The 24,457-nt window shown below is 42.8% G+C and carries 23 protein-coding genes and 1 pseudogene; 18 read left to right on the top strand and 6 right to left on the bottom strand.

What is annotated here, in order from left to right; all coding sequences use genetic code 11:
* Window positions 1-65: 65 nt before the first annotated feature.
* The 3 genes from tsaE to lytR are packed head-to-tail and all read left to right on the top strand — an operon-like array spanning window position 66 to window position 2,280.
* Complete coding sequence (gene tsaE, locus D8797_RS07240; protein ID WP_015605349.1) at window positions 66-506, top strand: tRNA (adenosine(37)-N6)-threonylcarbamoyltransferase complex ATPase subunit type 1 TsaE; 441 nt, start codon at window positions 66-68, stop codon at window positions 504-506.
* Window positions 499-1,020, top strand: coding sequence for a GNAT family N-acetyltransferase (locus D8797_RS07235; protein WP_125379864.1), 522 nt, complete (start codon window positions 499-501; stop codon window positions 1,018-1,020). Before tsaE ends, D8797_RS07235 begins: the two co-directional genes overlap by 8 nt.
* A 6-nt stretch (window positions 1,021-1,026) precedes the next feature.
* Window positions 1,027-2,280 (top strand): glycopolymer--peptidoglycan transferase LytR, encoded by a 1,254-nt coding sequence (gene lytR / locus D8797_RS07230; protein ID WP_125379862.1) that lies wholly within the window; start codon window positions 1,027-1,029, stop codon window positions 2,278-2,280.
* A gap of 50 nt (window positions 2,281-2,330) precedes the next feature.
* Here the strand turns inward: lytR and D8797_RS07225 are convergent, their stop codons facing one another.
* A complete protein-coding gene (locus D8797_RS07225) occupies window positions 2,331-2,957 on the bottom strand; it encodes a TVP38/TMEM64 family protein (RefSeq protein WP_125379859.1) in 627 nt (208 codons plus the stop codon).
* Window positions 2,958-3,377: 420 nt separating this feature from the next.
* Between D8797_RS07225 and D8797_RS07220 the strand changes: the two genes are divergently transcribed.
* From D8797_RS07220 to D8797_RS10425, 10 genes are all read left to right on the top strand, one after another.
* Window positions 3,378-3,815, top strand: a complete 438-nt coding sequence (locus D8797_RS07220; protein ID WP_260471218.1) for a hypothetical protein — start codon at window positions 3,378-3,380, stop codon at window positions 3,813-3,815.
* 183 nt (window positions 3,816-3,998) lie between these two features.
* Window positions 3,999-4,526, top strand: a complete 528-nt coding sequence (locus D8797_RS07215) for a YqeG family HAD IIIA-type phosphatase (protein WP_185780854.1) — start codon at window positions 3,999-4,001, stop codon at window positions 4,524-4,526.
* Window positions 4,527-4,528: 2 nt separating this feature from the next.
* The gene (gene yqeH / locus D8797_RS07210) at window positions 4,529-5,635 is read left to right on the top strand and encodes a ribosome biogenesis GTPase YqeH (protein WP_125379855.1); all 1,107 of its coding nucleotides are present in this window, start codon (window positions 4,529-4,531) and stop codon (window positions 5,633-5,635) included.
* A 107-nt stretch (window positions 5,636-5,742) separates the two neighbouring features.
* Window positions 5,743-6,054, top strand: a complete 312-nt coding sequence (gene yhbY / locus D8797_RS07205) for a ribosome assembly RNA-binding protein YhbY (RefSeq protein WP_002896287.1) — start codon at window positions 5,743-5,745, stop codon at window positions 6,052-6,054.
* A gap of 28 nt (window positions 6,055-6,082) precedes the next feature.
* Window positions 6,083-6,715 carry a nicotinate-nucleotide adenylyltransferase gene (locus tag D8797_RS07200; RefSeq protein WP_125379852.1) on the top strand — a complete coding sequence of 211 codons (633 nt, stop codon included), beginning with the start codon at window positions 6,083-6,085 and terminating at the stop codon, window positions 6,713-6,715.
* On the top strand, window positions 6,712-7,314 hold the full coding sequence (yqeK, locus tag D8797_RS07195) for a bis(5'-nucleosyl)-tetraphosphatase (symmetrical) YqeK (RefSeq protein WP_125379850.1): 603 nt from the start codon (window positions 6,712-6,714) through the stop codon (window positions 7,312-7,314). Before D8797_RS07200 ends, yqeK begins: the two co-directional genes overlap by 4 nt.
* Window positions 7,315-7,323: 9 nt before the next feature.
* Entirely contained in the window at window positions 7,324-7,689 is a 366-nt protein-coding gene (gene rsfS, locus D8797_RS07190) for a ribosome silencing factor (RefSeq protein WP_002915774.1), read from the top strand.
* Window positions 7,690-7,763: 74 nt separating this feature from the next.
* On the top strand, window positions 7,764-8,498 hold the full coding sequence (locus D8797_RS07185) for a class I SAM-dependent DNA methyltransferase (RefSeq protein ID WP_125379848.1): 735 nt from the start codon (window positions 7,764-7,766) through the stop codon (window positions 8,496-8,498).
* Between the two features lies 1 nt (window position 8,499).
* The gene (locus D8797_RS07180) at window positions 8,500-9,594 is read left to right on the top strand and encodes a nucleotidyltransferase (RefSeq protein ID WP_125379846.1); all 1,095 of its coding nucleotides are present in this window, start codon (window positions 8,500-8,502) and stop codon (window positions 9,592-9,594) included.
* 144 nt (window positions 9,595-9,738) lie between these two features.
* Complete coding sequence (locus D8797_RS10425; RefSeq protein ID WP_125379844.1) at window positions 9,739-13,008, top strand: N-acetylmuramoyl-L-alanine amidase family protein; 3,270 nt, start codon at window positions 9,739-9,741, stop codon at window positions 13,006-13,008.
* Window positions 13,009-13,093: 85 nt separating this feature from the next.
* Here the strand turns inward: D8797_RS10425 and D8797_RS07170 are convergent.
* The 4 genes and pseudogenes from D8797_RS07170 to rsmG all read right to left on the bottom strand — a co-directional run bounded on the left by D8797_RS07170 (window position 13,094) and on the right by rsmG (window position 17,622).
* Window positions 13,094-14,333: pseudogene (locus D8797_RS07170) on the bottom strand (ISL3 family transposase).
* A 1,139-nt stretch (window positions 14,334-15,472) separates the two neighbouring features.
* Window positions 15,473-15,859 (bottom strand): bleomycin resistance protein, encoded by a 387-nt coding sequence (locus D8797_RS07165; RefSeq protein WP_125379842.1) that lies wholly within the window; start codon window positions 15,857-15,859, stop codon window positions 15,473-15,475.
* Window positions 15,860-15,870: 11 nt separating this feature from the next.
* Window positions 15,871-16,698 carry an exodeoxyribonuclease III gene (locus D8797_RS07160; protein WP_125379840.1) on the bottom strand — a complete coding sequence of 276 codons (828 nt, stop codon included), beginning with the start codon at window positions 16,696-16,698 and terminating at the stop codon, window positions 15,871-15,873.
* A 210-nt stretch (window positions 16,699-16,908) separates the two neighbouring features.
* Window positions 16,909-17,622: a 16S rRNA (guanine(527)-N(7))-methyltransferase RsmG gene (rsmG, locus tag D8797_RS07155; protein WP_125379838.1), complete on the bottom strand. Its 714-nt coding sequence runs from the start codon at window positions 17,620-17,622 to the stop codon at window positions 16,909-16,911.
* Window positions 17,623-17,912: 290 nt separating this feature from the next.
* Here rsmG and D8797_RS07150 point away from each other — a divergent pair, with 290 nt between their 5' ends.
* Together D8797_RS07150 and htpX are read left to right on the top strand one after the other, a co-directional pair.
* On the top strand, window positions 17,913-18,470 hold the full coding sequence (locus D8797_RS07150; RefSeq protein ID WP_045500951.1) for a LemA family protein: 558 nt from the start codon (window positions 17,913-17,915) through the stop codon (window positions 18,468-18,470).
* Window positions 18,471-18,479: 9 nt separating this feature from the next.
* Window positions 18,480-19,376, top strand: coding sequence for a zinc metalloprotease HtpX (gene htpX / locus D8797_RS07145; RefSeq protein WP_125379836.1), 897 nt, complete (start codon window positions 18,480-18,482; stop codon window positions 19,374-19,376).
* 54 nt (window positions 19,377-19,430) lie between these two features.
* Here the strand turns inward: htpX and D8797_RS07140 are convergent, their stop codons facing one another.
* Window positions 19,431-20,654: an MFS transporter gene (locus D8797_RS07140; RefSeq protein WP_125379834.1), complete on the bottom strand. Its 1,224-nt coding sequence runs from the start codon at window positions 20,652-20,654 to the stop codon at window positions 19,431-19,433.
* 247 nt (window positions 20,655-20,901) lie between these two features.
* Here D8797_RS07140 and rsmH point away from each other — a divergent pair, with 247 nt between their 5' ends.
* Genes rsmH through pbp2x form a run of 3 tightly spaced genes read left to right on the top strand, consistent with a single transcriptional unit; the run spans window position 20,902 to window position 24,456 of the window.
* The gene (gene rsmH, locus D8797_RS07135) at window positions 20,902-21,852 is read left to right on the top strand and encodes a 16S rRNA (cytosine(1402)-N(4))-methyltransferase RsmH (RefSeq protein ID WP_125379832.1); all 951 of its coding nucleotides are present in this window, start codon (window positions 20,902-20,904) and stop codon (window positions 21,850-21,852) included.
* A 5-nt stretch (window positions 21,853-21,857) separates the two neighbouring features.
* Window positions 21,858-22,178 carry a cell division protein FtsL gene (gene ftsL, locus D8797_RS07130; RefSeq protein ID WP_005591835.1) on the top strand — a complete coding sequence of 107 codons (321 nt, stop codon included), beginning with the start codon at window positions 21,858-21,860 and terminating at the stop codon, window positions 22,176-22,178.
* Entirely contained in the window at window positions 22,171-24,456 is a 2,286-nt protein-coding gene (gene pbp2x / locus D8797_RS07125; RefSeq protein ID WP_125379830.1) for a penicillin-binding protein PBP2X, read from the top strand. Before ftsL ends, pbp2x begins: the two co-directional genes overlap by 8 nt.
* Window position 24,457 lies beyond the last annotated feature (1 nt).

The raw sequence follows: 24,457 nt of genomic DNA, 5'->3' as shown, positions 1-24,457 counted from the left end.
CAAACATTTTGCTCTCTCTATTAGAAAATTGAGCGCAAACGCAAATCTTCTGGTATAATAAAAGAATGTTTAGTCATAATGAGGAAGAATTAATCAACTGGGGCCAGCGTCTCGGCAGCTTGCTTCAGGAGCAAGATGTTTTGGTTTTGACAGGAGACTTGGGTGCGGGTAAGACGACCTTTACCAAGGGCTTGGCCCAAGGTCTGGGCATCAAGCAGATGATCAAAAGTCCGACCTATACCATTGTTCGCGAGTATGAAGGACGTTTGCCGCTTTATCATTTAGATGTCTATCGGATTGGTGAGGATCCGGACTCGATTGACTTGGATGATTTTCTCTTTGGTGAGGGAGTTACGGTCATCGAGTGGGGAGAATTGCTAGGTGAGAGTTTACCAGATGATTATCTGAAGCTGACTCTTCTAAAGAAAGAAGACGGCCGCGAGCTAGTCTTTGAAAGTCAAGGGCGCCGTTCTCAGGAACTACTGGAGGAATTGCTGCATGGCTGAGTTTGAATTGGTCTTGCGGGAGGCAGAGAAGGCAGATGCTGCTGACTTGATTCGCTTTTTAAATCAAGTCGGAGCCGAGTCAGACTACATGACCTTGGATGAGGCGGGGATTTTGATGGATGAAGATCAGATGGCTCAGTTCATTCAGCGCCAAGCTGAGTCGGATAATCAGCTTTATCTCTTGGCCTTACTTGATAATGAAATCGCTGGGATTGTCAGTATCACAGCGGATTTTCATGAGCGGATTCGCCACATTGGGCAAGTCTTTATCGTTGTCAAAAAAGCCTTTTGGGATCAAGGTCTCGGTCGTATCTTGCTAGAAGAAGCTGTGGACTGGGCAGAAAATGGAAGCAGTCTTCGCCGTTTGGAACTGACTGTTCAGGTCAGAAATGAGCGAGCTGTTCATCTCTATAAGGAATTAGGATTTGAAATCGAAGGCCTGCAAAAAAGAGGGGCCTATTTAAGAGAAGGGATATTTCTAGATGTTTACCTGATGGGAAAACTGATAGATTGATGAAATATGTTAAAAAAAATTGTACGAATGTTTTTGAGCCTGTTGCTTGTAACAGCTATTGGGGTAGGAGGCTATGCTTGGACTATTTACAATCAGTCAACGGACGCTTTGTCCCATACTTACAAGGGTTTTGGGAATGAGACGAACGTTATTGCGGAAACCAAGCCCTTGACGATTTTACTGATGGGGGTAGATACAGGAAGCGGCTCGCGGTCTGATACCTGGAAGGGAAATAGCGACTCCATGCTCCTTTTATCTGTCAATCCTCAGACTAAAAAGACGGTCATGATGAGTTTGGAGCGGGATATTCTGACTCAAATCGATGAAAATGGCGAAACGACAGAAGCCAAGCTAAATGCAGCCTATGCTTATGGCGGTGCAGAATTGGCTATTGCGACCATTGAGAAATTGATGAATATCCATATTGACCGTTATGTGATGATCAATATGCAAGGACTGGTTCAGCTAGTTGATGCAGTTGGCGGTATTGAAGTCAACAATACTTTTGATTTCCCTATTTCCATCGAAGAAAATGAACCGGAATATACTGCAACTGTCGAGCCAGGTAAGCATTTGATCAACGGAGACCAAGCTCTAGTTTATGCCCGCATGCGTTACCAGGATCCAGAGGGGGATTACGGTCGTCAGAAACGTCAGCGTGAGGTGATCCGAAAGGTCGTTGAGAAGGTGCTCAGTCTTAACAGTATTAGCCATTATCAAGCTATTTTGCGAGCAGTCAGCAAGAATATGCAGACCAATGTAGCGCTGGATGCGGGAAGTATCCCTCAGTTATTGGGCTACAAAGACGCCTTTAGAAGCATTCAGTCTGAACAGTTGCGTGGGGAAGATGCTACCTTGGCTGATGGCGGTAGCTATCAGTTGGTTACGTCTGAGCATTTGCTGGAAATGCAAAATTTGATTCGGAAAACGTTGGGATTGTCTTCTGTTAAGACTCTGAAAACCAATGCCGTACTGTATGAAGACTTGATGGGAGGCCGGAGCCTACGTGCTTCTAGTTCAGAGAGTTCAAGCTCAGTCCAGAATGATCGAGCTATTTATAGCCAACCTAGTGAGAGCACTTATGGTAGTAGCTATAGCAGTTATAGTAGTTATAGTAGTTATAGCAACTATAGTTCCTATACTCCTGAGCCTAGTGCTAGCAGTGAACCGCCAGCAAGTTCTGCGCCTGCATCTACGCCAGCTCCGACACCGTCAGCATCATCTGCCGATCATCCCACAACATCAGCATCTTCAGAATAAACAAATCGCCCAAGCTTACTAGCTTGAGCGATTTTTAATGCCCGTGGCCCTTATTTTGCGAGCCACTTCCAGAAGAAATCAATAATATAGGTCAGTCCGTAAGTGTAGATGATGAGGGTGATGGGTTTGCAGAGAACGATAATCAGCATATATTTTTTGAAGGTCATCTTGGTCAAGGCGGCTAGCATACAGAGGAAATCAGCAGGGCTGATAGGCCAAATCATCATAAAGATAAAGAAACGCTCAAAGCGATTGCCCTCATCCAGCCAGCCCACATACTTGTCATAGGTCCGCTTGCTGACGACGGACTGGACAAAGGCTGGTCCGTAGGTGCGAGCCAGATAGAAGATGATGGCGCAGCCGATGACGATGCCGACATAGTTGTAGATGGTGCCGACGATATGCCCGTAGATAAAGATGCCTGCAACAGAGGTCAAGGCACCAGGGATAATGGGCACGACCGTCTGCAAGATTTGCAGGAAGATAAACAGAGGTGGCCCCCAGACGCCTGCTTGTTTGATAAAGGCAGACAAGGTTTCCTTGGACTGGAGGATTCCTGCATAGTAAGCCCAGATACAAAAGGCCACTGTCCCCATAGCTCCGATGAAGGACGACCAGTTGATGATTTTTTGCAAAAAGGGAGAAACAGCTTTCATTTCTCTATCCTTGCTTGCCATAGGCACCTCCAAGAGAATTATTCTTATATCTACTATAGCATCTTTTGCCATTTTTGTAAGCTTTGAAGCTATAGGTGCTAAAAAGTAGGAAAGATGATATAATGATATGACTGGTGAGCAATAATCTATAAGCATTCAAAAATTAGAGAGAGTGCTTGTGCTCAAACTCAAAATTCTATAAGTTAGGAGAGTTATAGTGGAAGAATATTTAAACTTATATCATCAAAAAATGTGGGAGATTGCATATGAGAATCTCATAAGAACATTTTTCTATCCAACTACTATCATGTTGTTCGTATTAATTTTAATTTTTGGGTGCATTTTTTTGGGGAAAAATGGATTTTTCTATCCATATCTAGCTATTTCGTTTTGTTTCTTTTTGCTATAGCTGCGGAATATGTGAATAGCAATGATAAAATTATGAATCCAGATTCAGTTTATAACAAATTCATTCTTTACGATTCGATAGTTCCAGTAGAAAGTCGTTTCCAGATTGAGTATGTAGATGAGCAACCCTTATCTAGTGTTGATGGAGAACTTAAGAAAGAAGATGTTATACTGTTTGCACTATCTAATCCTAAATATCACGATGGTCTTTTTAGTGATACAGCATATTTGTTAACAGGTGACTATAGACGAGGGAAATCATTTTTAGTTACTTTAGTAGGCTACAAAGAGAAAGATGGTGAATGGCAATCTGTCGATATTCGTATCGCCCCAGGTGTTGAGGAGAAGGATTTTAAGAAATTTTCTAAAGTTCTTCACATAAAAAAAGATGAAGCAGAGGGTGCTATCGGCATTATTCTCGATCTTCAAAAATTATATGAAAAAAAGTTAGAGAGCGAAAAAAATAGATAGTGATCTTATGGCATGATTTTTGTTCCATTTTAAATGAAGCTTCCCGCTTGGGAAGCTGTTTTCATTTGTTTGGAAAATAGAAAAGGGAAAATCTCCCGATGGCTCTTGGAAGAAATGGGGTTATAGGTGCCAAAAAGCCTATTTTATGCTATAATAGTGAGAATACGATTTTTGGAGAGAGATGTGGCGATTGAAGATTACATGCCCGACTTTGCGGTTGAGGCGGTTTACGATTTGACAGTAGAGAGTTTGAAAAGACAGGGTATCAAAGCGGTTTTGGTGGATTTGGATAACACCTTGATTGCTTGGAATAATCCTGACGGAACCCCAGAGATGAAGAAGTGGCTCCATGATTTGCGGGATGCGGGCATTCGGATTATCGTGGTGTCCAATAATAACCAAAAACGGGTCAAGCGAGCTGTTGAAAAGTTCGACATTGACTATGTCTACTGGGCCATGAAACCTTTCACTTGGGGAATTGACCGAGCGCTCAAGCTTTTTCATTTTGAAAAAAATGAAGTGGTCATGGTGGGCGACCAGCTCATGACGGATATCCGGGCAGCGCATCGGGCCGGGATTCGTTCGATTTTGGTCAAACCGCTGGTCGAGCACGATTCTATCAAGACCCAGATCAATCGGGCGCGTGAACGCCGTGTGCTCAAGAAAATCACTGAAAAATACGGCCCAATTCAATACAAAAAAGGAATTTAAGCATGGAAGAACTTCTCTGTATCGGCTGCGGAGCCACTATTCAGACAGAAGACAAGAGCCAGCTAGGCTACACGCCTCAGTCAGCTCTAGAAAAAGGCTTGGAGACAGGCGAACTCTATTGCCAGCGCTGTTTTCGCTTGCGCCATTATAATGAAATCAGCGACGTCCAGCTGACGGATGATGACTTTCTGCGGCTTCTGCATGAGGTTGGAGATAGTGATGCCTTGGTCGTCAATGTTGTCGATATTTTTGACTTTAATGGATCTGTCATCCCTGGCTTGCCGCGCTTTGTCGCAGGAAATGATGTTCTCTTGGTCGGGAATAAAAAGGACATTCTGCCTAAGTCAGTCAAGGATGGTAAGGTGACCCAATGGCTGACGGAGCGGGCTCACGAAGAAGGCCTGCGTCCAGTTGATGTCATTCTGACTTCTGCTCAAAACAAGCAGGCGATTAAGGACTTGATTGACAAGATTGAGCACTGCCGCAAGGGACGTGATGTGTATGTGGTCGGCGTGACCAATGTCGGCAAGTCTACTTTGATTAACGCCATTATTCAGGAAATCACGGGCGATAAGGATGTCATTACGACTTCTCGCTTCCCGGGAACAACTCTGGATAAAATCGAGATTCCTTTGGCGGATGGCAGTCATATCTATGATACACCGGGTATCATCCATCGTCACCAGATGGCTCACTATCTTTCTGCTAAAAATCTCAAATACATCAGCCCCAAAAAGGAAATCAAGCCTAAAACCTACCAGCTCAATCCTGAGCAAACCCTCTTTTTGGGTGGTTTAGGTCGCTTTGACTTTGTGGCAGGTGACAAGCAGGGCTTCACGGCTTATTTTGACAATGAGCTCAAGCTCCACCGGACTAAGTTGGAAGGTGCTAGCGATTTTTATGACAAGCATGTCGGCAGTCTCTTGGTTCCGCCAGTTGGCAAGGAAAAGGAAGAATTTCCGGCCTTGGTCAAGCATGAATTTACCATCAAGGACAAGACAGATATTGTCTTCTCTGGTCTGGGCTGGATTCGCGTCAGTGGACCTGCCCGAGTAGCTGGTTGGGCGCCAGAGGGTGTGGCGGTTGTCACTCGGAAAGCTATTATATAATACTCAAGAAACCAAGGGGAATAAATCCCCTTAGAATAAGGAAGGAAAAGGTCATGAGCAGTGGGGAGACAAGCAGGTCCCAACTGGCTCAAGCCTTATAGAAGAACATGACACTAACATCAAAACAACGCGCCTTTCTCAACAGTCAGGCACATAGTCTCAAACCCATCATTCAGATTGGGAAAAATGGACTCAACGACCAAATCAAAACCAGCGTCCGTCAGGCACTGGACGCACGAGAACTGATTAAGGTTACGCTCTTGCAAAATACGGACGAAAATATCCATGAGGTCGCTGAGATTTTGGAAGAGGAAATCGGAGTGGATACGGTGCAGAAGATCGGTCGGATCTTGATTCTCTACAAGCAGTCCAGCAAGAAAGAAAATCGCAAACTCTCTGTCAAAGTCAAGCAAATTTAAGGAAAAATTTCTGTGGAGATGTCAGCCTATGGCTATTGAATTACTGACCCCCTTTACCAAGGTGGAATTAGAACCAGAAGTTAAAGATAAAAAACGCAAGCAGATTGGCATACTAGGTGGGAATTTCAACCCTGTCCACCATGCTCATTTGGTCGTGGCGGATCAGGTCCGCCAACAGTTGGGCTTGGATCAGGTCCTGCTCATGCCAGAGTATGAGCCGCCCCATGTGGATAAGAAAGAGACCATCGATGAGCAGCATCGGCTGAAAATGCTGGAATTGGCTATCGAGGGCATTGAAGGCCTAGGGATTGAAACCATTGAGCTGGAGCGCAAGGGAATTTCCTATACCTACGACACCATGAAGCTCCTGACAGAGCAACATCCAGATACGGACTATTACTTTATCATCGGTGCGGATATGGTGGACTACCTGCCCAAGTGGTACCGGATTGATGAGCTGGTTGAGCTGGTGCAGTTTGTCGGTGTTCAGCGGCCGCGATACAAGGCAGGGACCTCTTACCCTGTCATCTGGGTGGATGTCCCTCTTATGGATATTTCCTCCAGCATGGTGCGGGATTTTTTGGCTCAGGGACGGACTCCTAATTTCCTGCTGCCTCAGCCAGTTTTAGACTATATTGAGAAAGAAGGGCTTTACCTATGACTTATGAAAGCTATATCCGCATGGGCCGTGAGGCCTTGCTGGCTAAGATGGAAACAGCCATGCCCGAGAAGCGCCTGCGGCATTGTCTAGGTGTGGAAAAGGCTGCCCGTGGATTAGCGGAGCGCTTCGGTCTTGATGTCGAAAAAGCGGGTCTGGCAGGGCTTCTACACGACTATGCTAAAAAGGTCTCGGATGAGAAATTTCTAGCCTTGATTGACAAATATCAGCTGGATCCTGACCTGAAAAATTGGGGCAATAATGTCTGGCATGGCATGGTGGGCATTTACAAGATTCAGGAAGACTTAGGCATCAAAGATGCTGAGATACTGCGAGCCATCGAGATTCATACAGTGGGGAGTAGCACCATGTCTGAGCTGGACAAGGTGGTCTATGTCGCTGACTATATCGAGCACAACCGAGATTTTCCGGGAGTGGACAAGGCCAGAGAGCTGGCCCAGCGGTCGCTCAATCAGGCTGTGGCCTACGAAACAGCAAGGACAGTGGAGCATCTATCCCATAAGGGGATGCCTATCTATCCGCAGACCTTGGAGACTTATAATGCCTTTGTAGGATATTTGAAGGAAATAGAAGAAAATTAAAGAGGAACTATGAAAGAACAAGAATTATTGGAACTGGTCGTGAAGGCGGCTGATGAAAAGCGTGCAGAAGATATTGTGGCTTTGGACTTGCAAGGCCTGACCACTGTGACAGATTACTTTGTCATCGTCAGCTCGATGAACAGCCGTCAGCTGGATGCAGTAGCTGAAAATATCCGTGAGAAAGCTGCAGCGGCTGGAGTTTCTGCTGGTCATGTTGAGGGCGACGCAGCAGGTGGCTGGGTGCTCTTAGACTTGGGCGGCATCGTTGTCCATGTCTTTTCTGAGGAAATGCGGGCGCATTACAATCTAGAAAAGCTCTGGCACGAAGCAACTGGTGTGGATGTTGCGGCCTTATTGGAAGAAAAAAATAAGTGATTTTTTGCCCTTAGGCAGAAAGCAGAATTCGGCTCAGTCAGCCTGCTGGCTGGGCTATTTTTGAAAGGAAAAGTATGGCAACTTATGAAACCTTCGCATCGGTTTATGATGCGATTATGGATGATTCTTTGTATGAGAAGTGGACGGATTTCAGCCTGCGCCATTTTCCCAAGGATAAGAAAAAGCTGCTGGAGCTGGCCTGTGGAACGGGCATTCAGTCTATTTATTTTAAGCAGGCTGGTTTTGATGTGACAGGGCTGGACCTGAGTCAGGAAATGCTAGATTTGGCAGAGAAGCGTAGCAGAGAGGCCGGTTTGGACATTCCCTTTATCCAGGGCAATATGCTGGATTTGAGTGGCATCGATCAGTTTGACCTAGTGACTTGCTATTCGGATTCGATTTGCTACATGGAGGATGAAGTCGATGTCGGTCAGGTCTTCTCCGAAGTCTATCAGCATCTAAATGAGGGCGGCCGCTTTATCTTTGATGTGCACTCGATTTACCATATTGACGAGGTTTTTCCAGGTTATTCCTATCATGAAAATGCTGAAACCTTTGCCATGGTCTGGGATTCTTATGCGGACGAACCGCCTCATTCCATCGTGCATGAGCTGACCTTCTTTGTCCAAGACGAGGATGGGCGCTTCACGCGCCACGATGAGGTGCATGAGGAGCGGACCTATGAGATTCTGACTTACGATATCTTGCTGGAGCAGGCTGGCTTTAAGAATATCAAGGTTTACGCGGACTTTGAGGACAAGGAGCCGACCGACAAGAGCGCTCGCTGGTTTTTTGTGGCGGAGAAATGAGATGACAATCACCGGTATTATCGCGGAGTTCAATCCTTTTCATAATGGGCACAAATACCTGCTGGATCAAGCAGAGGGACTGAAAATCGTTGCCATGTCTGGGAATTTCATGCAGCGGGGGGAGCCGGCTATCGTTGACAAGTGGACTCGGGCCCAGATGGCTTTAGAAGCTGGAGCGGATCTGGTCCTTGAGCTGCCTTTCTTGGTCAGCGTTCAGGCGGCGGACTTTTTCGCTAAGGGAGCAGTAGACATCTTAGAGAAGCTAGACATTGATCAGCTGACTTTTGGGACAGAGGAAGTGCTGGACTACGAGAGTATTTCAAGGGTCTATGGTCAAAAGGCTGAGCAGATGGAGGCTTATCTGGCTGACTTGCCTGACTCCCTATCCTATCCTCAAAAGACTCAGGCCATGTGGCAGGAGTTTGCAGGGCTCAATTTTTCAGGCTCTACTCCCAATCATATCTTGGGCTTGGCCTATGCCAAGGCTGTGGTGGGAAAGGGGATAAAACTGTGTCCGATTCAACGCCAAGGGGCAGGCTATCATTCCTTGTCAGCTGATGAGGAATTTGCCTCCGCAACGGCTCTTCGCCAGAATCTGGATCAGCCGGACTTTCTCAAAAAATTCACTCCAGCTCATGAGCTGATTGAGATGGCATCCAAGGTGACTTGGTCGGATTTCTTTCCTTATCTCCGTTACCAGATAGTGACTTGTTCGGATTTGACAAGCTTTTATCAGGTCAATCAGGAGTTGGCTGTTAGGATAAGAGAGGCTTTGAAGAGCAGTGAGACCATAGAAGAGCTGGTCGAGAAGGTGGCGACTAAGCGCTATACCAAGGCCCGGATTCGTCGTCTGTTGACCTATATCCTGGTCGGAGCTAGACAAGAAGAACTTCCGTCAGGTGTTCATATTTTAGGCTTTTCCGAGCAGGGGCGGCAGCATTTGTCCAAGCTTAAAGGAAAAGTTGAATTGGTCAGCCGTATTGGCAAGGAGCCATGGGATAGGCTGACCCAGCAGGCTGATCAGGTCTATCAGCTGGGCAATCCTGCACTGACGGAGCAGAATTTTGGGAGGTTTCCATTGCAAATGACTTTGTGAATAAATCGAATATGTATATCAAGAAATAATATGAGTGTGACAGCTATAATTATATTATAATGCTGAAAGAATATTGATTTTTTACTCGATTTAATTTACAATTGAAGAGAAGTGTTTGCTTCGAAAAATATAGGAGGTATATTAATGAATAGAAAGAAACTTACTCTATCTGGTCTCGGATTAGTTGGTTTGCTTCTTAGTGGTGCTTTGCTAACAAAAGAGGTTGCAGCTGATGATTCGCCAGCATTAGTTTCTAACAATAGTGCTACTTCATCTGTTGAAAATAGAGAAGTCACTAAAGATAACATGACTGTAGATACAAAGGGTCAGAACAAAACTGATGCTCCTTCTTTAGAAAATGTTACCACAGATACAAAAACTACTTCTGTGCTTGATAGTGCGACTTCTACTACAGATTTAGTAAAAGATAATTCAAAAGAAGTAAGTACTTCTACCGACGATGGACGGGGAGTAAACTCTGAGTTTTCTCCAATTGCTCCGTCAGACTCAGTGAAGGCTAGTTCAAAAGAAGTAAGAGCATCTGCGGAAGAAGGAAAAGGAGTTAATTTCAGAAGTCTTCGTGCTGCTGGACCGTCATCAACAGGAAATTTATATTCGGAAAAAGCTAAACAGTATATTCAATCAATCACTGGGAAATATGAGTATAATACTGTAAAATACACGGTCACAATGAAAGAAGATTTCAAGAATATAGCATCTTTTTCTGCCTACAATGCATCTAACGGAGAAAGGAAAAGGGCAGAATCTATCGTAAAGATTAATAATCGTATATTTGAGGCACGTATTATTAGTCCGACTAAAGGTGAATGGCGACCATTATCTGCAGTTTTCAATAATAAGGACGATGAAAAGGAAACTTTTAATCGGAGGGATTTGTTAGCCTATAGAGCTAATGTAGTCACTCCAAATGCGACAAGAGTGGTGGATCCAAATTTAGTTATGGAATCTGGACGGAAAGTGGCTGTTGCCATTGATAAAAGAGCAGCAAATTATTTAGATACCGTTAAATATACAATTAAATTTGCAGATAGGCCCTTCGTAAGAGATATAAGTATGGACTTTATAAATGATCGAACGGGTGCGAAACACTCAATAAGAGAATCTTCATACCCTCTTTCTACGATAGTGGACTACCCTCTTTCTACGATACTGGACGATAATGGCAACACTGTTCTCTATAGGCAGGTTGATAGAAAGGATTACGAGTATGGTACATATAGGTTGACAAAAGTCAGGTTTAGTGATGATTCTTACTTTGTGTTTGAAGGAACTCAGATTAGTCATTTGTATGATAAGGCTTCTCTATCTATAGAAGGTGCCCCAGCAGAACCGGTAGTTGAACTTAGACTAAATAATAAAAAGAGTAAGGCTTATGCGAATTATCGCGAAGTTCATAGAGGAGAACTTTTAACTTATACAGTTAAAGTAGCGAATAGACCATCTCCTGTCCATTTAACAATAAGAAATGTAGCTTCTACAGTCACTCAGAGAACTTTTGTTAGCAATGTTGATTCTAAGGGGAACTTTTTATTTTATTTTTCGACCGCGAATCTCCCTGCGGGAATATATACGGTTGATATGATTGATTATTCTTTAAGACAAGAAGATATAGATTTGAGCGAAGCAACATTTAGAGTTATTGAAAAGGGTCTGAGCGTTAGACGTGAACAATCTAAAGTTACCCCTGATAAGCAGATTATGCCTTCTTCTGAGCCTACTACAACAAAACCGATTGCAAAGGTTACGAGGACTGCTCGTGCTCAAAAACACCTCCAATCTATAACTGGAGCAAATCACTTCGGAACATTAGTTTATACGATTAAAACAAAGGGTGATTTTGCTGATTTGGATAGTCTGGAAATATTTGATGCACACAGTGGGAATAGGGAGGCAAGATTTAAAGGTAAAAAAATCAATAACCGCACTTTTGAAATAACTTTTGAAAACTTGAAGGCTGGAGATTGGCGTCCTAATATATTAAAACTTATAAATATGGAAAATGAAAGAATCTCCTTTGGTAGAAGAGACATGCTTGATCAAAGAGTAAGTGTTTTAAATAAGGGAGCTGTTAGGGCTGTAGACCAAGTCCCAAGTATCAAAGTGGGTCAGACATTTGGAATAGTAGTTGATAAACATCAAGTTAAAGTAGGAGATACAGTCAAATACACCTTAAAGGTTGCTCAAGAAGAAATTAGACCACAATCCATAGATCTTATTGATCTCAGAACTGGTAAAAAACTGGATGTTCCTGCCAAACTTGTAACTTTAGATAATAATGGAAATGGTGTATATTATCACAAAATAACTTCTGAAGGAGTTTATGTTCCAGACTTTATAATTTACGATACTAAAATTAAAAGCTTTTATGATAGAAGAGAGAAGCTATATTTATATGATGCTCAAACGATGGTGATGGCTAATCATGCTGCCGTATATAAGTCTGTCCAGCCTAGAGTCGTTAATGGAAAAAATGGAGGGCTTTTTGCGAACTACAGTCAAGTCCAGCGAGGAACACTTTTGACATATACAGTCAAAGAGAATGTACCTTATAGTTATCGTAAAATTATTCTAACAAATACTCGGACATCTTTTAAAAAAATTTATGAGCACTCTACAGTGGATGGCAATGGAAATAAACTTTATTACATTCCAACATGGGAGCTTTCTGCTGGGGACTATACAGCAAGTATGATCTACTCCTATGGTGATATTAATTCGGTTTCTGATGTTACAGATGCCTCTTTCAGAGTTGTTGAGAAAGGTATTGACATCAGACGAACACCTACACCTCTTTATAAGTCACAATGGGTAAGAAAGAACTATTATGATGCCAACGGAAATGTTGTGAAATCTAAATGGATTTTTGATAAAAAATATAATAGTTGGTTTTATTTGGATTCGAGTGGAAATTATGTTGAAAATGCTTGGCAGGGAGAGTACTATCTCAAATCTGGTGGCTACATGGCTAAGAAAGAGTGGATATACGATAAGAAATATAAGAGTTATTTCTATCTAAAAGCCGACGGTAGGTACGCCCGTAACGAATGGCAGGGAGAGTACTATCTCAAATCTGGTGGCTACATGGCTAAGAAAGAGTGGATATACGATAAGAAATATAAGAGTCATTTCTATCTAAAAGCCGACGGTAAGTACGCCCGTAACGAATGGCAGGGAGAGTACTATCTCAAATCTGGTGGCTACATGGCTAAGAAAGAGTGGATATACGATAAGAAATATAAGAGTTATTTCTATCTAAAAGCCGACGGTAGGTACGCCCGTAACGAATGGGTAGGAAATTATTACCTGGGAGCGAATGGAAAAATGGCTATTAACAAATGGATTGGTAAGTATTATGTCGATATCCAAGGAAAATGGACGGCAACAAAATCTTAGAAAGATAAAAGGTATGTAAGTTCGTTCATGAATCTTACCCACAAATAAAAAGGCTTTTTGTCAACTGTAGTGGGTTGCTGAAAAGTTACAATCTGGAGAGAACTAAATTGGTTCTCTCCTTTTTGATGTTCAAAGCGAGGAGGATTCTAGTTTTAAAATTGTCAAAGTTCCGAAAGCCAAAAGCGTTGCGCTTGATGACTTTGATGAGGTTGTTGGTAGCCTCCAGTTTTGCATTTGAGTAGGGTAGTTCCAGTGCGTTGATAATTTTATCTTTCTCTTTCAAAAAGGTCTTAAAAACAGTTTGAAAGATAGGATTTACACAAGAAATTGTATTTTCAATGAGTCCAAAGAAATATTCAGATTGTTTCTCTTGAAAATGAAAAAGCAAGAGTTGGTTGATTTCATAATGTTCTCTGAGTTCTTGATAGTAAGAGAGCAGCTTTTCCAGAATCTCTTTGTTGGTCAATGCGTACGAAAAGTCGGACGATAAAAGCGTTTATGACTTAGTTTGCGACTATCTTGTTGGATGAGTTTCCAGTAGCGTTTCAGTGCCTTATATTCGTGCGATTTTCGATCCAATTGATTCATGATTTGGATGCGAAGGAGGCGGTTCATAGTTTGACTTAGGTGTTGTACAATGTGAAAATGATCCAGAACGATTTTAGCGTTTGGAAATAGTTTTCTGGCAATATCGTAGTAGGGGCTAAACATGTCCATGGTAGTGACTTTGACTTGGTATCGGACTTGTCTGGAATAGCGCAGAAAGTGATTGCGAATAGTCACTTGTGTCCGCCCATCTAAGATAACTATAATCCTTCTTGAATTGAAATCTTGAGCAAAAAAGCTCATCTTTCCTTTCTTGAAGTTGTATTTATCCCAGCTCATGTGTTCTGTAAGGTAGTTGAAATTCGTCTTAAACTCAAACTCTTTCAGTTTGCGAATAACTGTGGACGTGGAGACAGCTAGGTTTTCAGTGATGGCCGTCATGGGGACTTTCTCGATTAATTTTTGAGAGATTTTCTGCTTGACGATAGTAGCGATTTGGTGGTTCTTCTTGACTAAGGAAGTCTCAGCGACAGCCACTTTCCTGCAGACTTTACAGCGGAAACGCCGTTTTTTCAATCGAATCAATGCCTTGTATCCCGCACATTCTAGGTAAGGTATTTTCGATTCTTTTTGCAAGTCATATTTAGCCATTTGTCCTTGGCAGTGGGGGCATTTAGGCGCAAGATAATCTAGCTAGCGATGATTTCCTTATGTGTACCAGAATCTATATAATCTAAAATAGTGATGTTAGGCTCTTTAATTCCGAGTAAGTTTGTGATAAAATTAGTTGTTTCATAAGATTCTTTCTAATGATGGTTTGGTCTCTTTTTATTATAGGTCTTATGGGACTTTTTTTCTACAACAAAAGAAGCTCCATAATTCCTGCAGTGGTCTACCCACTACAGAAATTATAGAGCCATAAAAAAGAGGCCATGGCCTCTTTTTTGTAAGATAAAGGGGAACAAATAATTCTAAGTGAGCATTCCCTACTAACCTAATGAAGTGACTAAGACAAATCCATTGAGTTTAATAGAGTGTAAAAAGACAACAATTCTCAGTATAAAATTATAAGGTGTATTGGTTTAAGCATTGTCTCGTAGTTACAGGTGTTTGATAAGTGAGGCTACTATGATAAGGTGGTAATGTGTCAGTAGATATAGTCTCTAGTCTCTAATGATTGGTTCCTGGTAAACTCAAACTTAAAGATGCGATAAGTAGTTTTAGCCATAGCATTGTTATAAACAAAACCAACCTGACCCAATGAACATTTAATATTAAGAGTTTGGGTAAACTCTTTGATTAAAATATCATCAAACTCATAATATCTATCGGATTGAACCAAATGAACCTTAGTTAAGGTTTAGAAGATATTTTGAATGGCTTATTTGATTTTTTTAGCACCAAATTGAGCAGTACTTCTGAGACTGCTTTAACCACCTTGTAGTAATAGGTAGAACGAGAAATTTCCAGTAGACGACAAATGGTAAGATTACTATCCTTTTTTGTTGGTAGTGATTAATTGTCCTTTTGCACTATCATCACTGCTGCTTATTTTAGGTTATTGACTTGCATTTTAAATTCTTTATTTTATGAAAGTGACGAGCTCGCGTTGTTGATATGGAAGATGATTGACAGTTTTTTTCTATATCTCATTTGATAAATGTTAAAGGAGTAAGATTTTATTCGATGATAATCTCAATGAACTTTTTACCAGTATTGTGAAGGACAGTGATCGGTTGATTGAAATCATCTGCAAAGTGGTAAAGGATTTTTTAGCATGGATTCTATATCTCGTTTTTCTTTAGTGTAAAATGCTTTATAACTTCTGTGTAGTTTAGTATAGTCTATTCATTTCGTTTTCAATAGGAAATAGGAATGTCTAACAATAAGGAACTTATCTTGGAAGACGTGGCTCTAACTATTCACTAAATCGTAGAAAATATCCATCTGGATCCAAAATCGCAAATTCATGAGGATAAATAAAGCTATCTCCCACGCGAAATTCTCTTTTCGTCAGTGGACGATGGATGGGATAGTCAGCTTCCAGCAGTTTTTGGTGGAGCTGAGGGACATCCTCAATACCAAAAGAAATATTGGCACCGCGCCCGAAAGGATAGGTCAGTTGGGCTAATTCTTCTGCGCTGCCTTCCTCTAACATGAGTTGGCAGTCTTCAAGCGAGAGGAAGAGAAATTTCTCCTCTGGACGCTCGTATTCGATAGAGAAACCCAGTAAGTCGCAGTAGAAGTGGCGCGACTGTTCGATGTCAGATACCATAAATTCGGGGATAACAGCCTGATAGTCCATCGGATTCCTCCTTAAAGTTCAATTTCCATGACAATCGGAGTGTGGTCTTGCCGTGCACCAGAGTCAATCATATCAGACTTGATCACCTTGTCAGCCACGCGATTGCTGGTCAGCCAGTAGTCGATTCTCCATCCTGTGTTGTTGATTTTAGAAGTCTTGCTGCGCTGCGCCCACCAAGTGTATTGGTTAGGGATATCGCCGTGCAAGTGGCGGAAGGTATCGGTAAAGCCTTTAGCCAGCAGGTTGGTGAAACCAGCACGTTCTTCATCGGTAAAGCCTGGTGAACGGCGGTTGCTGGCAGGATTTGCAAGGTCGATTTCCTTGTGGGCTACATTGTAGTCTCCAGTTGCAAGGACTGGTTTTTGTTTATCTAGTGATGCCAAGTATTCAGCGTATTTGACATCCCAGACCTGACGTTCTTCCAAGCGTTTAAGACCATCGCCAGCATTGGGTGTGTAGACCTGAGTGACGAAGAAGTCGTCAAATTCCAGTGTAATGATGCGGCCTTCGACATCCATGGTTGAAGGAGCGCCGATTTCTGGGAAGGTTACGATGGGTGCTAGCTCTTTTTTGTAGAGGAACATGGTTCCAGCATAGCCTTTGCGGGCTGGCTCTTGAGACGAACGCCAAGTATTTTCATAGCCTGGGAAGAGTTCTTCTAAAATTTCAAGATGTTTTTTAGTCGGGCCTTTAGCAGAAAGCTTTGTTTCCTGAATAGCGATGATATCCGCATTTTCTGCTTGCAAGGTCCGAAGGACAGCCTGAGAGAGTTGAGCGCGGGCAGAATCACTGGTCAAGGCAGCGTTGAGAGAGTCAATGTTCCAAGAGATGAGTTTCATAAAATGTCCTTTTCTAATAGAAATTTCCTGAGTTTATTATACCAAAAGATAGAGTTGATTTATAGCAAAGTGATTGTGAGAGGCTTGAAAAGCATGAAAGCTTTTCGACAATAGTTGGTGTATAACATCCTAAATACTCTATTATCACAGATGGCATTGCCCAAATTGATGTCTTGGAAGTTATTGACAAGACTGACGAATGTTTTCTTCTTACAATGGCCTTTTATTTGGCATACCGGCCTTGCGGGGGTATTTGTTGGGCGTTTCTTTCTTCTTTTCAACCACTGTGATAAAGCGGGGATCACCGTTTGGTAAAGCATAGCTGAGGTTGTCTTGGACTTTGCTAAAGAGGAGACTCAAGGCATTTTTGGCTTCCTCTAGCTCCTCGGGGGCGTTGGAAGCCTTGAGCGCTAGGAGCTTGCCGCCAACTTTCAGATAGGGAATGGTCAATTCAGATAGGACCTGCATCCGAGCGACTGCACGGGCAGTGACCAGATCAAATCGAGCCCGAAAAGTTTTGTCCTGAGCAAAGTCTTCTGCGCGGCCGTGGTAGAAGTGAACCTTGTCCAACCCGAGCTCCTCTGCCAGCAGTTTGAGGAAGTTGATGCGTTTGTTGAGGGAGTCAATGATAGTCACATCTAGCTGGGGACAGATGATTTTCATAGGGAGGCTGGGAAAGCCGGCCCCAGCTCCGATGTCCAGCAGCTTAAGCTCTTGATTGTCAATCAGGCCTTGCAAAACGGGCGCAATTGAATCATAGAAATGTTTGAGATAGACTTCGTTTTTCTCAGTGATAGCTGTCAGATTGATTTTTTCATTCCATTCGACCAAGAGCTCAAAATAACGCTCAAACTGTTCTTTCTGGCGGTCGGTCAGCTCAATTCCCTGCTGGCTTAGTAGCTGGTAAAATTCTTGCGGTGTCATAGTTTCATCCTTGTTTGTCAGTATTCATTCTATTATATCATAAAACGAGGCAAGGTGCTGCTGCCTATCAGCTTCTTGTGTCTCCAAGGATTAGATACTGACTTGTCCTGATTTCCAGAGTTTATTTTCTAGAAAAGTGAAGAAGCTTTTTCTAGATTTCTGACTATTTTTGTATTTGGATATACTCAAACTAAAGCTATTTTATTAGATGACATGTCAAGAAAGACAGGTTGAGCTTTTTTTGTTATAATAGGTGCAATCAAATCATAAGGAGTATCTTTATTATGTCCATGTTTTTAATTATTATTGCAGTTGTGGCAGTTGTAGCTATTTTCGTGATTTCTGTTTACAATGGTCTTGTTAAAAGCCGTATGCAGACTCAGGAAGCTTGGAGTCAGATTGATGTCCAGCTCAAGCGCCGAAATGACCTGATTCCCAACCTTTTGGAGACGGTCAAAGGTTATGGAAAATATGAGAAATCAACCTTGGAAAATGTTACTCGATTGCGTAACCAAGTGGCTGCTGCCTCATCACCTGCCCAAGCTATGGAGGCTAGTGATGCCCTGACTCGTTCGATTTCTGGTATCTTTGCGGTTGCTGAAAATTACCCAGACCTTAAGGCAAATACAAACTACTTGAAACTTCAGGAAGAGTTGACAAATACAGAAAATAAGATTGCTTATTCTCGTCAGCTTTACAATTCAGTAACCAGCAACTACAATGTTAAAATGGAAACTTTCCCAAGCAATGTCATTGCAGGTATGTTTGGCTTTAAAGCAGCAGACTTCTTGAAGACACCAGAGGAAGAAAAGGCTGTTCCTAAAGTGGATTTTAGCGATTTGGGGTAGGTGGCGACTATGTTGTTTGACCAGATTGCCAGCAATAAAAGGCGCACTTGGCTTCTCCTCGTCGCCTTCTTTGCTCTTTTAGCTTTGATTGGGGCAGCTGTCGGCTATCTTTGGCTCGATTCTCCCTTTGGCGGGATGGCCATCGCCTTTATCATCGGTGGTATTTATGCTGTCAGTATGATTTTTCAGTCCACCGAGATTGTCATGTCGATGAACGGTGCGAGGGAAGTGTCGGAGCAGGAAGCGCCTGAACTCTATCACGTTGTGCAGGATATGGCCATGGTGGCACAGATTCCTATGCCTCGGGTCTACATCGTAGAAGATGCCTCGCCCAATGCCTTTGCGACTGGCTCAAAGCCTGAGAATGCGGCCGTGGCTGCGACAACTGGATTGCTTGCTCTCATGAATCGAGAGGAGCTTGAAAGTGTAATGGGACATGAAGTCAGTCACATTCGCAATTATGATATTCGCATTTCGACAATCGCAGTGGCACTTACAAGTGCTGTCACGATGCTATCTAGCATGGCTGGGCGTATGATGTGGTATGGCGGTGGTGGCCGTCGAAAAAACGATCGGGACAATGACAATGGCTTAGGAATTGTTTTGATGATTGTCTCTCTGCTAGCTCTTCTCTTGGCGCCGCTTGCTGCAACATTGGTGCAGTTGGCCATTTCCCGTCAACGTGAGTATTTGGCAGACGCTTCAAGTGTTGAGTTGACCCGCAATCCTAAGGGCATGATCAATGCCCTGTTGAAGTTAGACAATAGCCAGCCTATGGAGCACCATGTAGATGATGCTAGTGCAGCGCTCTATATCAATGATCCGAAGAAAAAGGGGGGCTTACAAAAGCTCTTTTATACTCACCCACCAATTTCCGATCGGATAGAAAGATTGAAAAATATGTAATAAGGAAGCCTAGGCTTCCTTATTTTTTGTATGAAATTGCGACGATTTTTAACTCTAGTTATTTTTGAGGCTGAGTAGAAGGCAGACACCACCAAGCAGAGAGAAGACCAACCAAGCGCTTCCCATATTCCAGAGGCCGAGGCTGGTAAAAATCATGCTTCCCAGTGGAATGGAAAAGGTAAAGAGCATGGTGAGAAAGTTGGAGGTTTGGGCTAATACTTCTGGAGGAAGTTTACTCAGCAGCATGCTGTTGATTTTAGGATTGATTTTTCCAGAGATATACATGAGAAAGGTAAGAAAGAAAATTCCTAAGAGAGCAGGAGCTTGGAGTAAATTGCTGATGCCTAAGAGGAGGAGAGCTAGCGAGCACCAAACGACGAGCCGCATCAGAGAGAGCTTGGAAAAATAATCATTTGAGAAGGCACTGGCAGAGATAATCCCAATCACTGTGCAGGACTCGATAATGAGCAGAGACTGGCTTAGGTTTAGTCCCCAAAATGGGTGATCCAATAAATAGAGATTGTAGAGTCCCATGATAGATCCGGCCAGTGCGTTTAAGAGGAGGACTTGAAGCAGCACTAGCAGGAAGTTTCCGATTTTTTCTTGTTCAAAAATCATTTGGACATTCTGGTAAAGGTCTTTCATTTGTTTTTTGAAAGGAAGTTTTTGCTCTGCAACAGCAGGAGCATCATGGGTGAGTTTTTGGCGAATCAGATAGAGAGTGCTTGAGGAGAGTAGGAAGCAGAGGGCGTTGATGAGGGCGACCATAGCGAAATTCTGCTGGCTGATACTAAGTAACCAGACGCCCAAGGCTTGCCCAGCAAAATTTCCTAAAAAAGTGAGAAGTTGAGTGAAAGAGTAAGCTTCCATCAAATCGTTCTCTTTTATATTTTTCTGTAAGATAGGCATCTGTAAGCCGCTGCGATAGTCGCTGATAATGTCGGAAAAGATATTGAGAAAGCAGACGGTAGCAAAGGCTAGGTAGGAGGCGGACTTGGTTAGGAGGGCGACCAAAATGAAGAGGAATGCCTGCAGGTAACCTAGGTGAATAAGCCAGCGAGCCTTTTGACGGGTTTTGTCAGCTTTCATCCCGACAAAGACTGTGAAAAAGGTAGGAACAAGAACGATAAAATTAGCAATACCGACGGCAAACTTAGGTTGGGGCATGCTAGAAGCAAATACGATAAAAACGATATTATAGATAGAAGAGCCTAGGATATTAAAGATCCGGGACAGACTGATAAAGGCAAATAGTCTATTTTTTAAAGCAAGTTTCATAATAAATCTCCTTTTGGGACGAATTAATTTCGGAATGTGAAAGAATTCCAACTCGCAATGCATTGGTAGTTATGATTATAGCAAAATGTGGCATGCCCGCAAGGCCTTTTCGCTGACTGGTAGAAGCTGGTAAGCTAAGTGGTAGATTTCTAAAAGTGACTTGCAAAGGCTATAAGGTGGCCTATCAAAAGCTGATATATTCTTTTAGATTTTTTTTTATACATGAATGTGATATAATAGATAGGATATGACAAAAGAATTTCATCACATTACTGTACTTCTTCACGAAACGATTGACCAGCTTGCTGTTCAGCCAGATGGCATCTATGTTGATGCGACCTTGGGCGGAGCTGGTCACAGCGAGTATCTTTTGAGCAAGCTGGGAGACAAGGGGCATTTGTATGCTTTTGACCAGGATCAGACTGCGATTGACAATGCCAAAAAACGTTTGGCTCCCTATATTGAGCGGGGCATGGTGACCTTTATAAAGGATAATTTCCGTAATCTCAAGACTCGTTTGAATGAAGTAGGGGTCGAGAAGATTGATGGAATTTGTTATGACTTGGGCGTATCTAGTCCGCAGCTGGATGAGCGGGAACGCGGTTTTTCTTATAAACAGGACGCTCCGTTGGATATGCGGATGAATCAAGAAGCTAGCTTGACAGCTTACCAAGTTGTGAATCACTATCCTTATAACGACCTAGTCCGTATTTTTTTCAAATATGGCGAAGATAAGTTTTCCAAGCAGATTGCCCGTAAGATCGAGCAGGCGAGAGAAATCAAGCCCATCGAAACGACGACGGAGCTGGCGGAGATTATCAAATCAGCCAAACCTGCTAAGGAACTGAAGAAAAAAGGTCATCCAGCCAAGCAGATTTTTCAGGCCATTCGGATTGAAGTCAATGACGAGTTGGGAGCGGCCGATGAATCCATTCAGCAGGCTATTGACTTATTAGCTGTAGGTGGTCGTATTTCAGTAATTACTTTTCATTCGCTGGAAGATCGCCTGACCAAGCAACTGTTTAAAGAGGCCTCAACCGTAGATGTTCCCAAAGGTCTGCCTTTCATTCCAGATGATTTGCAGCCTAAGCTAGAGTTAGTTTCTCGCAAACCTATTTTACCAAGCAAAGAAGAATTAGAAGCCAATAATCGCGCCCATTCTGCGAAGTTGCGCGTGGCTAGGAAGGTGCATGAGTAAGTTTCATGGCAGAAAGAAAGCAACACCCTATTCAAAAACGGATTCGGAAATTTTCTCGAGTCGAAAAAGCCTTCTATGGCTCCATTATTTTAACAGCGATTATCCTTGCAGTTAGTATTGTGTTTATGCAGACCAAACTGTTGCAGGTCAATCATGATTTGACTGAAGTTAATGCTCAGATTGAGTCAGAGCAGGCTGAATTGGATAATATTAAGCAAGAAGTGAATGAATTGACACGTTATGAAAGGCTGTCCCAGTTGGCCAGCTCTCAGGATATGAAACTCCAAAAGGGAAATCGTAAGACAGTGAGTACAACCAATGAGTAATAGATTTTTAAAAAATATTCAGCGATATGCTTTAAAAAATAGACAGACACCCGAATACAATCGAAGAAGAGTGGGAAAAAGCATGAGTGCCTTAGCCGTCTTTCTTTTTTTCATTTTCTTAATTAATTTTGCGACCATTATCGGGACAGATCAGAAATTCGGTGTTAATTTGTCAAAAGGTGCCAAGCAAGTGCACCAAAAGACAGTCGTGGTCGCTGCCAAGCGAGGAACCATCTATGACCGCAACGGTGTCCCGATTGCTGAAGATGCAACGACCTACAATATTTATGCTGTTGTTGATAAAAATTACAAATCCGCCGCTGGCAAGGTCCTTTATGTAGAGGAGTCCCAGTATGAAAAGGTTGCTGAGATTCTTAATCAACATCTAGGAATAGATAAGGACTATGTTAAGCAGCAACTTGCGCAAAAGGATTTAAAGCAGGTTTCTTTTGGTTCTCAAGGAAATGGGATCACCTATAGTACTATGAGCTCTATCCGGCAGGCGATGGAGAAGGAAAAGATAGAGGGGATTGATTTTACAACCAGCCCTAACCGTAGCTATAGTAACGGTATCTTTGCTTCGCAATTTATCGGTCAGGCTCAGATGCAAGAGGATAAGGACGGCAATAAGACGCTTGTAGGGAAATCCGGGATGGAGCAGTCGCTAGACCGTATCTTAGGTGGTCAGAATGGCCTGGTTACCTATGAAAAAGACAGCAAAGGGAACATCATCCCAGGTTCAGAGGAAGTTTCTGTTAAGACAGAAGACGGAAAAGATGTGTATACAACCCTCTCTGCCCAGCTACAGACATACTTGGAAACGCGGATGGATGCCTTCCAAGAAACAGCTAAAGGAAAATTTGTCAGTGCGACTTTGGTCAGTGCCAAGACAGGCGAGATTTTAGCAACAACCCAGCGTCCGACTTATAATGCGGATACCAAAGAGGGCCTGAATGTAGATCATTTGAAAACTTGGAATAGCTTCCTTTACCAGACGCAGTATGAGCCTGGTTCAACGATGAAAGTTATGACCTTGGCTTCAGCGATTGATAATGGAAGCTTTAACCCAAATGGAACATTCGATAGCTCAGAATATAAGATTGCAGATGCTACCATCCGCGACTGGGATGTGAACATGGGGTTAGCAACAGGACAAGTCCTGACCTATGCTCAAGGCTTTATTTTCTCAAGTAACGTTGGTATGACACGCATTGAGCAGGATATGGGCAATGCCAAGTGGATCGATTATCTATCGAAGTTCAAATTTGGCTTACCGACTCGTTTTGGGATGGGCTATGAAGAATATGGTGCCCTGCCGGCAGATAATGCTGTAACCATTGCCATGAGTTCCTTCGGACAAGGGATTGGGGTAACCCAAGTACAGATGCTACGTGCCTTTTCAGCTGTGTCAAATGATGGTGTCATGTTAGAGCCGAAATTTATCTCTGCCATCTATGACTCAAAAACGGGTAGCGCTCGTAAATCTCAGCCAGAAATTGTCGGTCATCCAGTTTCAGAAAAAGCAGCTCGAACGACTCGAAATTATATGATTCAGGTCGGAACCGTTCCTTACTATGGAACCCTGAATATCGGTGGTGAGCCGGTTATCCAAGTTGCTGGGCAAGATGTGGCCGTAAAATCCGGAACAGCCCAAATTGCGACAGATAAGGGCTATTTGGAAGGGGAGAATAATAACATTTACTCCGTAGTAGCCATGACGCCGGCTGAAAGTCCTGATTTCATTATGTATGTTACTGTTCAGCAGCCTGAAGTTAAATTTTCACCACTTTTCTGGCAGGAAGTTGTCAATCCAGTCTTGGAAGAAGCTGTGGCACTTAAAGACAGCTTGAATCTGACTGGTGATAGTCCTGCTTTGGAATTGGTTGAAAAAGAAACAACCTATAAAATGCCATCTATTGATGGTTTGACCAAGCAACTGAAGTTGAAAAATCAAATCAGCCCAGGAGGCTTGGCTGACGAGCTTCGCCGCAATCTAGTGCAGCCCGTCATTTTAGGAACAGGTAGTGAAATCAAGAAGATTTCTGTAAAAGAAGGGCAAGAACTGAAAGCCAATCAACAGATTTTGATTTTAAGTGATAACTTTGAAGATTTGCCAGATATGTATGGCTGGACCAAGGAAAATGTGGAGCAATTTGCTGAATGGCAAGGGCTGGAAGTCAATTTTAAAGGTAAAGGCTCAAAAGTTGTCAAGCAGAAGGAAAAGGTCAATACAGACCTGAAAAAATTGAAAAAAATAACCGTTACATTGGGAGACTAGC

Source organism: Streptococcus cristatus (assembly GCF_003944225.1).
GTDB lineage: Bacteria > Bacillota > Bacilli > Lactobacillales > Streptococcaceae > Streptococcus > Streptococcus cristatus_K.
Note: the sequence above shows the minus strand (reverse complement) of the source record. Positions and strands in the feature narration are given on the sequence as shown.